Consider the following 13,489-nt stretch of genomic DNA (forward strand, 5'->3'; position numbering starts at 1 on the left):
TTGATTAAATGTATTTCTTAAAAATCACACATCCATTCACATCTCCAAAACCAAAACTGGACTTTACAATTATATTTAATTCTTTTTCAATCAGTTGTTGTGGTATTCTCGATTCATCAATTATTGCTGTAATTTCAGAATGTAAATCGGTACAATTGATATTCGGAAAAACAAATCCGTGATGCAATTGCAATACCGAAGCCACACTTTCTATACTTCCCGCACCTGACAAACAATGACCTACCATTGATTTCAAAGAGTTTATGTATGGGAAATCTTTTCCATTTCGTCCTAAAGCTTCGCTCCAATTCTGAATTTCCAAACTGTCTTTGGAAGTGGCTGTCAAATGTCCGTTGATTGCATCGATATCATTGGCAGTAATTCCTGCATTTGCCAAAGCATTTTGAATGCATTTCTGCACAGCAATAGGATTTGGCGCAGTCATCGTTCCTAAACCACGTTGCCCGCCAGAATTTACATTTCCACCTAAAACTTCAGCATAGATTTTAGCACCTCGATTCAATGCACTTTCTAAATCTTCTAAAACCAAAGCTCCTGCTCCACTTCCAGGAACAAATCCTGAAGCATTTGCAGACATTGGCCTTGAGCCCTGTTCAGGATTTTCATTATGTTTAAAAGTACAGACTTTCATAGCATCAAAGCCACCCCAAATATAAGGACCTGAATCGCTTGTGCTTCCTGCTAAAATGCGTTTGGCATGACCAGATTTTATCCTTTCATACGCCATCAAAATACTCTCCGTTCCTGTTGTACAAGCCGAAGAATTAGTAGACACTTGATTTCCCAATCCTAATTTCCCTCCCAGATAAGCGCTCACGCCGCTGTTCATCGTTTGAGCTACGGCAGTACTGCCCAATCTTCGCGTTTGAAAATCATCTATTTTATAAATGCTTTCCCGAAATTTATCAATTCCTGATGTTCCTGTGCCAAAAATAGTTCCGCTATCCCAATCCGGTTCTTCATTATTTTCCAAGGATAATCCTCCATCTTTCCAAGCGTCAATTCCGGCAATTACTCCATATAAAATTCCCGTAGAATTGAAATTTCGCAATTCTAATTCAGAAAAATATTTTAAAGCTAATTCAGTAGGAATTTCTGGTTTTCCTGCTATTTGACAAGAAAATTGCAATCGTTCCAATTCGGCGTCGTGCTTGATTCCCGAAATTCCATTTTTGATGGCATGAGTAAACGCATTAAGTCCTACTCCATTTGGAGCAACAACACCAAGACCAGTAATTACGACACGTTTTTTCATTTACTTAGAAACTATCATTCCGGCAATTAATCCTGTACAAACCTCTTCTCCTTTTTCGTTTTTCATAATGACTTTACATTTTAATTTTCCGAATCTAAAATATACTTTTTTTGAAATTACGGTCACTTTTTCTTTAGGAAAAACAGGTTTTAGAAACGCTATTTCTGTTGATGTTAAGGCGATTGATGTATTTTTATTAAATGTATCATTTAATAAAAAAATCCCTAAACAAACCAAACCAATTTGCGCCATAACTTCCGTTAAAATAACTCCTGGAGTTACTGGATTATCTTTAAAATGACCTTTGTAAAAATCAAGACTTTCATCAAAAGTATAGTTTCCTTCTACTCCATTTTCATCGATTTGGACGATTTCATCCACAAACAAAAATGGCTTAGAATATGGTAATTTCGATATAATTTCTTGGTTAGTCATATTTTGAATAATGATTTAAAACTGCAATAAAACGCGTTGGGCTGAAAAACCCGGGCCAAAACTCAGCATTAATCCTTTTTCTCCTTTTTTAGGCTTATCATCCATTATTCGCTCTAAAACATATAAAACCGTTGCGCTTGACATATTTCCATACAAACGCAAAACTTCTTTAGTATCGTCTATATTTTTACCTAAACTAGAAAACAAACTTTCAACAGTTTGGACAATTTTCTTTCCTCCTGGATGAAATATCAAATGATCAATATTTTCTATTTTTAAATTGTTTTTTTCTAAAAATGGATGAATAATGTCGGGAAAATGAGAAGCAATCGTTTCTGGAACTTCAATGTCCAATACCATTTGCAAACCAGAATTAGTGAGTTTAAAACCCATCATGTGGATATTATCATAGAAATGATACATCTCCTCTGCTAAAATTTCCGGACCTTCATCGTCTTCATGTGATGAAAGTAAAACGCAAGCTGCTCCATCGCCAAAAATTGCAGCACTTACTATATTTGCCATTGAAAAATCATCTAATTGAAAGGTTGCAGTTGGGCTTTCTACTGCAATTACAGCAGCACGTTTTCCAGGATTTGCCTGCAAAAAGTTTTTAGCATAAATTATCCCCGAAATTCCGGCGGCACAACCCATTTCAGTAACGGGAAGCCGAACGATATCCTGGCGCAATTTTAATTTGTTAATAAGATAGGCATCTAATGACGGAATCATGATTCCGGTGCAGCTTACCGTAATGATGTAATCTAAATCCTCAGGCTTCCAATTGGCTTTCTTTAAGGCTTTTTCTAAAACTTTTTCACCCAAATCGATGACTTCGCGAACATAAATATCGTTTCTTTCTTCAAATGAAGTTTTGGTAAATACTTCAATTGGATCCATAATAGAATACCGTTTATCAACTGCGGCACCTTCAAAAATTTTCTTTACTTTTCTAATGAAACGCTCGTCTTGTCCAACGAGCCAAGCATCCAAGAAAGGAATAATTTCATCTGTATTTCTGGAATATTTAGGTAACTGTTTGGTTACGGTTTTGATTTTTACACTCATATTTTTGAAATTATCCATTGGTAACGAAAAGCCCATTTCCAATGAATTTTATAGTTTTTAAAATTTAATTTTTTCGAGAACTCTGTCAATTCTTCTTTTTTAAAACCTCTTAAAATTGAAGTTAATCCGTCTTCTCTAGACATATCATTCAATCGAAATACGAAACATAAAGCTTGAAATAAACGGTAAGCAATCACACTTCTATGTAAATCATTGATTACAATTCCGATGGATGCATTATTATAAAAAACTTTTAATAATTGTACAATCTCATCGTTTTTGAAATGATGCAATGTCAGAGTACACAAAACAATATCATACTTTAATTCCTCAAAAGATTCATTAAAAATATCTTCGCAACGATAACTAATATTAGCGTATTTATCTGATAATTTTCGTGCATGCGAAATTGTAAAATTGTTAGCATCGATGCCTATCAAACGAAAATTTAGGTTGTTTTTAATTCCAAAATCAGCTAAAGTCCGCAACATATCTCCATTGCCACAGCCTACGTCCACAATTACAATTTCCCTTTTTTTACAATCCTGAATCAGTTCTTGTACTCCTTTTAAAGTTAACTGATTTCCTCCTAAAAGCTGATTGATTTTGGCTATTTTATCCAAAGCATCACGCAAAATTTCGCCTTCCATGGCAAAATCATCCATGATTTCCGGTTTATCAGTTCTATATTTAGTATTTATCGCCATTTATGAGTCGAGTATGATTGGTTTTCCGTGCGTTTTTTTAATGATTTTAGGCAGTAAAAACGGAAATATAATTAATAAACGCATCAATACTGCTGAAAGTTTTTGCTTTTGTAAAAGATTCGATAATAATCGACCCATTTTAAGTCTTTTTCTAAAGTTTACATTCCATTCGTAAATGTATTTTTCTTCTAACTCACTTCTGGATTTGATTTCATTCGAATAATATTTATGAATTAATTCGGAAACAATTTTAGCACTATGAATTGCCATTGCCATTCCGTTTCCGCACAATGGATGAATTAATCCAGCGGTATCGCCAATCATTAGAATATGATTTTCAACGGCTTGTTTTTTTTCGAAAGATATTTGGCTTATGGTTAACGGTTTTTTAAAAAGCAAATTGCTTTTTTCGAAAATTACTTTTAAATGGGGGTTTTCATAAACTACATTATTTTGATATTCCTCTATATTTTTAAACTGTTTAAAAGTATCGTAATCCGCTAAATAACAGATATTAATCATATCTTTTTCTACTTTAGAAACACCACAATATCCACCTTTAAAATTATGAAGACCAACTAAATCATTTGGAAAATCTCCCGAATAATGTGCTTTGACCGCTAACCAATATGATTTCTTATTAATAAAATCCCGATTCATTTTTTGGTCTACATTAGAACGTTTTCCAAAAGCTCCAAGTACAATAGGTGCAGTATAAGTATTCAAATTGGTGATGATTGTAAATCTTCCATCTAAAAACTCAATATTAGTTACCGTCTCTTGAACAATTAAACAACCACGATTTTTTGCTTCGTTGTATAAATAGTTGTCTAATCGATACCTACTTATTCCAAATCCGCCCATAGGCAAAACTGTATTTACTGATTTTCCAGAAACTAACGAAAAGGAAAGTTTGTCAATGTGTTTAGGATCCAACGATTTAATGTCTAAACCAAGTGATTTTAGATAAGGTAAAACTTCGTTTGAAATGTATTCGCCGCAGACCTTGTGTTTTGGAAAGTCATTTTTTTCAATTACTACAACATTATAATTATTATTTTTAAGGTGGACTGCTGCAATAAGTCCTGCTAAACCGCCACCAACAATAACTATTGAATTTTGTATCATAGTGGTAAACTTAAGAATTAAGAATTATAAAGTGCTATAAATACTCTAAATTTTTAGATAAATTTTGTAATAAAAAAATTAAAGCATTAGATTTGTTTCACTATGAAAAGAAACATAATCAGTAGAGTATTGCTTTCAATTACTGTAATTTTATTGACTGTTTATTATTGTGCAGGCATTCTTTTTGATCCCAGTCTAGTTATTTTTATTAAGCCTTTTATAATACCAAGTTTTATTGCCTATGTGGTAATAAATAATGGCAATAAACTCACTTTAAATTATATTTTATTCGTCTCTTTTTTTTATATTTATCAGCTATTGATCTTGTTTTGGGAAGATTCACCACACTTATTTAGAGCAGCCATGGTAGCGTCTTTTTTTAGTTACTTATCTTTGATTAATTTAGGCTATAGTTCCATTAAAAGCAGAAAATTATACTCAATACCTAGTGGTTTTACGCTATTTATCTTACTACTAAATTGCTTGTTTTTACTACTAATTCTATATATCTTGATCTCTACCATTGGAGATCAATATTTAAATATAATTTTAGTTTTTAATGGTATTATTACTCTCTTTTTGGGCGCTACGGCCGTATTATACTTAAGCAAATTTGGAGATAAAAAAGCATACTATTACTTTTTTGGAAGCTTTGCCCTCATTTTTAATGATGTTTTTGCAGCTGTTGGAACTTATTTTTTAAATAATGTAGTTTTAAATAATTTGGACCGAATGCTTCATTTTGGTTCGTTTTATTTAATTTATCTTTTTTTTGCGCAGAAAAAAAAGGTTGATAATCATTTAATTGATTCTCAACCTTCGCTTTAATTTAATTATACTCTATTATTTTTAATTTCCTCAACAATATCAGGATTTAACAGGGTTGATATATCTCCAAAGTTCGAATAGTCTCCTTCTGCAATCTTTCGCAGAATTCGTCTCATGATTTTTCCGGAGCGGGTTTTAGGTAAACCAGAAACAAACTGAATTTTATCTAATTTCGCTATAGGCCCAATATGATCTGAAATATGCTGATTGATTTCTTTGGTAAGATTTTCTTTATTTCTGGTTTCTCCAGTTTCTTTAAGAATAACAAAACCATATAAAGCATTTCCTTTGATGTCATGCGGGAAACCTACAATTGCTGATTCAGCCACAGCTGGATGCTCATTAATCGCATCTTCTATAGGTGCAGTTCCCAGATTATGACCTGAAACAATTACTACATCATCCACACGACCGGTAATTCTATAATATCCTACTTCATCTCGCAAGGCTCCGTCACCGGTGAAATATTTACCTGGAAAAGCAGAGAAATACGTGTCTTTATAGCGCTGGTGATCGCCCCAAATGGTTCTGGCAATTCCCGGCCAAGGAAATTTAATACACAAACTTCCTGTAACTTGATTCCCTTCGATTTCATTGCGCTTTTCATCCATCAAAACAGGCTGAACTCCCGGTAACGGTAACGAAGCGTATGTTGGTTTTGTTGGAGTTACAAAAGCAATTGGCGAAATCATAATTCCTCCTGTTTCAGTTTGCCACCAAGTATCTACAACAGGACATCTTTTATCACCTACGTGGTCATTGTACCAGTGCCAAGCTTCTTCATTAATTGGTTCACCTACAGATCCGATTACTTTAAGTGACTTCAATGGATATTTTTGTACAAATTCTATATTTTCTTTTGCCAAAGCACGAATTGCAGTTGGCGCAGTGTAAAACTGTGTCACTTTGTGTTTTTCGATAACTTCCCAAAAACGACTAAAATCAGGATATGAAGGGACTCCTTCGAAAATTACGGTTGTTGCTCCATTCAATAATGGTCCGTAAAGGATATAGGAATGTCCGGTAATCCAACCGATATCGGCGGTACACCAGAAAACATCATTTTCTTCATAATTGAAAACATTCTTAAAAGTATAAGCCGTATACACCATATAACCTGCTGTAGTATGCACCATTCCTTTTGGTTTTCCAGTTGAACCGGAAGTATAAAGTATAAATAAAGGATCTTCAGCATCCATAATTTCAGCTACATTATTATCTGATGCTTGATCCAATAGCGTTTGTAACCATTGGTCACGTCCTTCTTTCATAGTAATATCAGAATGAATTCTTTTGGCCACTAAAACTTTTTCGACAGAAGTACATTTTTCCAATGCTTCATCAACGATTTCTTTTAAATCAATGGTTTTGTTTCCACGAAAACCTCCATCTGAGGTGATAACCATTTTACATTCACTGTCATTGATACGAGTCGCTATTGCTGTAGATGAAAATCCTGCAAAAACTACAGAATGTATGGCACCAATTCTGGCACAAGCCAATACTGAAACCGCTAATTCAGGAATCATTGGTAAATAAATACAAACTCTATCTCCTTTTTTTATTCCTTGTTCACGCAAAACATTTGCCATTTTGCAAACGCGTTGGTGCAATTCATTATAAGTTATGTGTAATGCTGCTTCTGAAGGATCATTTGGTTCGAAAATAATAGCTGTTTTTTCTCCCCTTTTAGCAAGATGTCTGTCTATACAATTTTTTACAATATTAACTTTTGCTTCCGTAAACCATTTGATATCGGCATCAGCCATATTAAACTCAACAACTTTGTCCCATTGTTGGTACCAAGTGAAATTTTCTTCTGCAATTTTACCCCAAAATTTTCTAGGTTCACGAACTGATTTATTGTAATGTTTAAAATATTGTTCTAGATTTTCAATTTTGTAGTAGCTCATGTTATAATTTTTTATAAAAGTATTAAATCTCTCTCTATTCTTAAAACTATTTAAATTATTAATAGTTGCAAAAAAAAATAGATTCTCAAATAAAAAAGCACTTTTAATAGTAATTTGTTTAATTCTTGCTGTTTTTGACAAAATTTACAAAACACAAAAAGGCGAGATAGATTTGAATCCACCTCACCTTCTGTATCAACAAAATTTAACAACAATTAATTTAGTACTATATACGATGATTTTTTGAACAATAATCAACCAAAACTATTTGGTTCCAATCAAGGAATGCTACTACTAATTTTTTATCATATTTATTTAGAAAATAAACATCGATATTTCTACTACTTCCCAATCTTTTTTATAGGGACTACTTCACTTAACTTTATTGGTATTTAAAGTTAAGTGAATGTACAAGCATCCATATCCATTTATCTTTTTTAATATTTTTTAACTAATCCAAGATATTATGAAATCAAATGATATAGTGCTAATCCCTGCACACCCTCATGTGTGGTAATTCCTGTTTTATTATCCTATTTTTTTCATAGCGGTCATCGATTCTCTCAACCATTCCCCTACTTCTTCTATTGGATGTTGACGAATACTTTTATTTACGGCAATAAGAACCGCGTTATCAACTCCATTTGAAGTTGAAAAAGGTTTTCCAATTATATTTGTATCGACCGTTTTCATGAAATCAGTCAATAACGGTTTACAAGCATGGTCAAATAAATAGCAACCATATTCTGCAGTATCCGAAATGATTCTGTTCATTTCATATAATTTTTTTCTGGCTACAGTATTTGCAATTAAAGGCAATTCATGTAAAGACTCATAATACGCTGATTCTTCAATAATTCCTGTTTGAGTCATGGTTTCAAAAGCCAATTCTACACCTGCTTTTACCATTGCAATCATCAATACTCCATTATCAAAATACTCTTGCTCCGAAATATCGGCTGTTGTTGGAGCTGTTTTTTCGAAGTTAGTTTCTGCAGTTGCAGCTCTCCAAGTTAATAAGTTGATATCATCATTCGCCCAATCAATCATCATATTTCTTGAAAATTCACCAGAAATAATATCATCCATGTGTTTTTGAAACAACGGACGCATGATGTCTTTTAATTCATCTGCTAATTCATACGCTTCAATTTTTGCAGGATTGGACAAACGATCCATCATATTAGTAATTCCACCATGTTTCAAGGCTTCAGTTACTGTTTCCCAACCGTATTGAATTAGTTTTGAAGCATAAGCAGGCTCGATTCCTTTTTCAACCATTTTATCAAAACATAATATAGAACCTGTTTGTAACATTCCACAAAGAATGGTTTGTTCTCCCATTAAATCCGATTTTACTTCGGCTACAAATGAAGAGTTCAATACTCCAGCTTTGTGACCACCAGTAGCAACTGCATACGCTTTTGCTTGTTCAAAACCTTCGCCGTTTGGATTGTTTTCTGGGTGAACCGCGATTAAAGTTGGTACACCAAAGCCTCTTTTATATTCTTCACGTACTTCAGATCCTGGACATTTTGGCGCACACATAATTACAGTGATGTCTTTACGAATTTGCATTCCTTCCTCAACAATATTAAAACCGTGAGAATAAGCCAAAGTTGATCCGTTTTTCATCAAAGGCATGATTGCGGTAACTACAGCAGTATGTTGCTTGTCTGGCGTAAGGTTACAAACCAAATCAGCTGTTGGAATTAATTCTTCATACGTTCCCACTTTAAATCCATTATCAGAAGCATTTTTAAACGAAGCTCTTTTTTCTGAAATTGCATCTGCGCGCAATGCATAAGAAATATCTAAACCAGAATCTCTCATGTTCAATCCTTGGTTCAAACCTTGTGCGCCACAACCTACAATGACAACTTTTTTTCCTTCTAAAGCTTTTATTCCATTTACAAATTCAGATTGATCCATGAATTCGCAAACGCCTAATTGTTCTAATTGTAATCTAAGTGGTAATGAATTGAAATAATTTGCCATTTTTTATTATTTAATGATTGTAAATTTTATAATTGATAGGTTTACTAATTGAAAATTAAACCGGTTCTTGTTTAAGTTCTTCCAATAATGTTGAAATCTCCATTTTTGCTTTGGAAACCGATATTCTTCCGGAGCGCACAAATTGCATGATTCCAAAAGGTTTCAATTTTTCGTATAACGATTCTATTTCAGCACGTTGTCCTGATTTTGAAATCACAAAAAAGTCTCTTGCAACTGTAACTATTTCGGAGTGGCTTTCTTTGATTATATTCTGAATTTGTTTTTCATCAAAAAGCAAGCTCGACTCAATTTTGAATAATGCATTTTCCAAGAAAATAGTTTCTTCATCAATATGATAAAATGCTTTAATTACTTCGATTTGTTTTTCGATTTGTCCTACTATATTTTGTACCCATTTTTCAGTTGTATTAACTACAATGATGAATCTTGAAACATTTTCGATTTCAGATTCGGATACATTTAAACTCAAAATATTGATATGACGTTTCAAGAATATTCCAGATATTCTGTTTAATAAGCCAACGTTGTTTTCTGAATAAACAGAAATGGTGAATGTTTTATTTTCCATTTTTTTATGTTTAAAGTTTTTATGTTTAAAGTTTAAAGTTGTGCAACATTATTTTCAGGTTCCAACAACTTTAAACCTTAAACTTTAAACTATTTTAGGACAAACGAATGTCCGAAACCGATGCTCCTGTTGGAATCATTGGGAATACGTTATTTTCTTTTTCTACCATAACTTCTAGGAAATACGATTCTTTTGAAGCCATCATTTCGGCAACGGCAGCATCAAGATCTTCTCTTTTGGTTACTTTTTTAGCTTTGATATAATAGCCTTCAGCAATGGCTATAAAATTAGGATTGATCATTTCAGTAGAAGCGTATCTTTTGTCAAAAAATAATTGTTGCCACTGACGAACCATTCCTAAAAATTCATTGTTTAAGACCACAATTTTCACAGGAACTTTGGTCTGGAAAATAGTTCCTAATTCCTGAATCGTCATTTGAAAACCTCCATCACCAATGATGGCTACCACTTCACGATTTGGCATTCCCATTTTGGCTCCAATAGCAGCAGGTAAAGCAAATCCCATAGTTCCTAAACCACCTGATGTCACATTACTTTTTGTCGAATTGAATTTGGCATAACGACACGCAAACATTTGGTGTTGTCCCACATCCGAAACCATAATGGCATCTCCTTTAGAATGTTTGTTAATCATTTCAATCGTTTCTCCCATAGAAATTCCTTCTCTCTTTGGTTTTAACTCGTCATTGATTACTGCTTCTAATTCTATTTCATATTTCTCTTTAAATTCATTGTGCCAAGATTCATGAGAGTTACTTTTAATTAAAGGAAGTAAAGCTGTTAAAGACTCTTTTAGGTCAGCCAAAACTGCTACAGTAGTTTTTACATTCTTATCTACTTCTGCAGGATCAATTTCAAAATGAATTACTTTGGCTTGTTTGGCGTAAGTAGCTAAATTTCCCGTAACACGGTCGTCAAAACGCATTCCAAGCGCAATCAAAACATCACATTCATTCGTCAAAACATTAGGACCGTAATTTCCGTGCATTCCCACCATTCCTACATTTAATGGATGATCTGTTGGCATTGCCGAAAGTCCTAAAATAGTCCAAGCTGCCGGAATTCCTGATTTTTCAACCAAAGCTTTTAATTCAGCTTCCGCTTCACTAAGAATTACGCCTTGACCAAATATGATAAATGGCTTTTTAGCAGTATTAATTATTTCAGCTGCTTCCTTAACCTTATCAAGATTTAAAACTGGTTTCGGATTGTAGCTTCTAATACTGGTGCATTTTTTATAGCTGAATTCAATTTCGTCAAACTGAGCATTTTTTGTAATATCTATTAATACTGGACCCGGACGACCTGATCTGGCAATATAAAATGCTTTTGCAATAATCTCTGGAATTTCAGATGCTTCGGTAATTTGATAATTCCATTTGGTTACCGGAGTCGAAATTCCAATAATATCAGTCTCTTGAAAAGCATCAGATCCCAATAAATGTTTCCCTACTTGTCCTGTAATACAAACCATAGGAGTCGAATCGATTTGCGCATCAGCAATTCCTGTGACTAAATTTGTTGCTCCCGGCCCCGAAGTTGCAATAGCCACTCCCACTTTTCCAGTTGCTCTTGCAAAACCTTGTGCAGCATGTGTAGCTCCTTGTTCATGACGCACTAAAACGTGGTGCAATTGATCTTTAAATTTATATAATTCGTCGTAAACTGGCATTATAGCTCCACCTGGATAGCCATAAACCAAATCTACTCCTTCTTCTAATAAGCATCTAATAACGGCTTCAGCGCCGGAAATTTTATTTGTTCCCATGGGTACGTTTATTGTTTTTTAGAATTAGAAACATCTATTTTAAATATCTTGTTTCTATCTCTTCTTTTTTTGAAAATTATTTATCGGTTACACATCCTTCAGAGGCACTTGTGACCGAACGCATATATTTAAGTAATACTCCTTGTTTAATTGGTGATTCTGGTTTTTTCCAATTGGCTTTACGTTTTGCGAATTCTTCATCGGAAATTTTCATATTGATAGTATTTTTCACAGCATCAATTGAAATCACATCACCGTTTTCTATTAAAGCAATTCCTCCGCCTTCATAGGCTTCTGGTGTAACGTGCCCTACTACGAAACCGTGAGAACCTCCAGAAAAACGTCCGTCAGTAATTAAAGCGACAGTACTTCCTAAGCCAGCTCCCATAATTGCGGATGTTGGTTTAAGCATTTCAGGCATTCCCGGACCTCCTTTTGGGCCACAATATCTAATAACAACCACATTTCCTGGTTTTACTTCGCCACCTCTAATTCCTTTAATTACATCATGTTCGTTTTCAAAAACTACTGCTGTACCTTCAAAAAACTCACCTTCTTTGCCGCTAATTTTAGCTACACAACCTTCCGAAGCAATGTTTCCGTATAAAATTTGAATATTTCCAGTAGCTTTTAATGCTTTTTGGATTTCATGAATCACTTGTTGTCCATCGTTCAAATCAGGAACAGAAGCTAAGTTTTCAGCAATTGTTTTTCCGGTTACCGTTAAACAATCTCCATGTAAGAAACCTTCTTTCAATAAATATTTCATTACTCCTGGAACACCACCTACATTATGCAGGTCTTCCATCAAGTATTTACCGCTTGGTTTCAAGTCAGCAAGCAATGGTGTTTTATCACTAATATCTTGGAAATCTTTTAAGGTAAGATCAACACCTACTGAATGTGCCATTGCAATTAAGTGCATCACTGCATTTGTAGAACCTCCTAAGACAGCCACAATTGTAATTGCATTTTCGAATGCTTTACGAGTCATAATATCTCTAGGCTTGAGGTCTTTTTCTAATAATATTCTGATGGCTTTACCAGCATCAGCACATTCTTGTTTTTTTTCTGGACTCAAAGCAGGATTAGAAGAACTGTAAGGCAAACTCATTCCTAAAGCTTCAATCGCTGATGACATAGTGTTTGCTGTATACATTCCACCACAAGCACCTGCACCTGGACAAGCATTTTGAATCACACCTTTGAAATCTTCAGGTGTAATAGTGTTGTTGAATTTTTTTCCTAATGCTTCAAAAGCAGAAACAATATTCAAATCTTCCCCTTTCCATTTTCCTGGGTGAATAGAACCTCCATAAACCATAATAGAAGGGCGATTGACTCTACCCATAGCCATTAGCGCTCCTGGCATATTTTTATCACAACCCGGAACAGCAATCATTCCATCATACCACTGTGCTCCCATAACTGTTTCAATAGAATCTGCAATTACATCCCGAGAAACCAAAGAAAAACGCATTCCATCATTACCATTTGAAATACCATCACTGACACCAATCGTATTAAAAATCAAACCAACTAAATCTACTGTCCAGACCCCTGTCTTAATATCTTTAGCCAAATCATTTAAGTGCATATTGCAAGGGTTTCCATCATAACCCATACTCACAATTCCTACCTGCGCTTTTTTAAGATCTTCTTCAGTTAATCCAATTCCGTACAACATGGCCTGAGAAGCTGGTTGTGTTTCATCTTGCGTGATTATTTTGCTGTATTTATTTAATTCCATTATTATGT

The 13,489-nt window shown here is 34.0% G+C and carries 11 protein-coding genes; 1 reads left to right on the top strand and 10 read right to left on the bottom strand.

Going from position 1 to position 13,489, the window contains the following annotated elements; genetic code table 11:
• Positions 1-4: 4 nt before the first annotated feature.
• From BC952_RS09495 to BC952_RS09515, 5 genes are read right to left on the bottom strand one after another with little or no spacing between them, the layout of a single operon-like run.
• A complete protein-coding gene (locus tag BC952_RS09495; protein ID WP_121365400.1) occupies positions 5-1,276 on the bottom strand; it encodes a beta-ketoacyl-[acyl-carrier-protein] synthase family protein in 1,272 nt (423 codons plus the stop codon).
• Positions 1,277-1,711, bottom strand: coding sequence for a 3-hydroxyacyl-ACP dehydratase FabZ family protein (locus BC952_RS09500; protein ID WP_121365402.1), 435 nt, complete (start codon positions 1,709-1,711; stop codon positions 1,277-1,279).
• Positions 1,712-1,726: 15 nt separating this feature from the next.
• Positions 1,727-2,779 (bottom strand): type III polyketide synthase, encoded by a 1,053-nt coding sequence (locus tag BC952_RS09505; RefSeq protein ID WP_121365542.1) that lies wholly within the window; start codon positions 2,777-2,779, stop codon positions 1,727-1,729.
• The gene (locus BC952_RS09510; protein WP_121365403.1) at positions 2,776-3,486 is read right to left on the bottom strand and encodes a methyltransferase domain-containing protein; all 711 of its coding nucleotides are present in this window, start codon (positions 3,484-3,486) and stop codon (positions 2,776-2,778) included. Before BC952_RS09510 ends, BC952_RS09505 begins: the two co-directional genes overlap by 4 nt.
• Positions 3,487-4,614 (bottom strand): NAD(P)/FAD-dependent oxidoreductase, encoded by a 1,128-nt coding sequence (locus BC952_RS09515; RefSeq protein ID WP_121365405.1) that lies wholly within the window; start codon positions 4,612-4,614, stop codon positions 3,487-3,489.
• Between the two features lie 102 nt (positions 4,615-4,716).
• Here BC952_RS09515 and BC952_RS09520 point away from each other — a divergent pair, with 102 nt between their 5' ends.
• Positions 4,717-5,442: a hypothetical protein gene (locus tag BC952_RS09520; RefSeq protein WP_121365407.1), complete on the top strand. Its 726-nt coding sequence runs from the start codon at positions 4,717-4,719 to the stop codon at positions 5,440-5,442.
• 5 nt (positions 5,443-5,447) lie between these two features.
• Here BC952_RS09520 and acs read toward each other — a convergent pair whose 3' ends face one another.
• From acs to ilvD, 5 genes are all read right to left on the bottom strand, one after another.
• Positions 5,448-7,355, bottom strand: coding sequence for an acetate--CoA ligase (acs, locus tag BC952_RS09525; RefSeq protein ID WP_121365543.1), 1,908 nt, complete (start codon positions 7,353-7,355; stop codon positions 5,448-5,450).
• Positions 7,356-7,883: 528 nt separating this feature from the next.
• Positions 7,884-9,353: a ketol-acid reductoisomerase gene (gene ilvC, locus BC952_RS09530; protein ID WP_121365408.1), complete on the bottom strand. Its 1,470-nt coding sequence runs from the start codon at positions 9,351-9,353 to the stop codon at positions 7,884-7,886.
• Positions 9,354-9,408: 55 nt separating this feature from the next.
• Complete coding sequence (gene ilvN / locus BC952_RS09535; protein ID WP_121365410.1) at positions 9,409-9,942, bottom strand: acetolactate synthase small subunit; 534 nt, start codon at positions 9,940-9,942, stop codon at positions 9,409-9,411.
• Between the two features lie 94 nt (positions 9,943-10,036).
• Positions 10,037-11,731 carry a biosynthetic-type acetolactate synthase large subunit gene (gene ilvB, locus BC952_RS09540; RefSeq protein ID WP_121365412.1) on the bottom strand — a complete coding sequence of 565 codons (1,695 nt, stop codon included), beginning with the start codon at positions 11,729-11,731 and terminating at the stop codon, positions 10,037-10,039.
• Between the two features lie 76 nt (positions 11,732-11,807).
• Positions 11,808-13,481, bottom strand: coding sequence for a dihydroxy-acid dehydratase (gene ilvD / locus BC952_RS09545; RefSeq protein WP_121365414.1), 1,674 nt, complete (start codon positions 13,479-13,481; stop codon positions 11,808-11,810).
• Positions 13,482-13,489 lie beyond the last annotated feature (8 nt).

It is taken from the genome of Flavobacterium limicola (assembly GCF_003634755.1).
Lineage (GTDB): Bacteria > Bacteroidota > Bacteroidia > Flavobacteriales > Flavobacteriaceae > Flavobacterium > Flavobacterium limicola.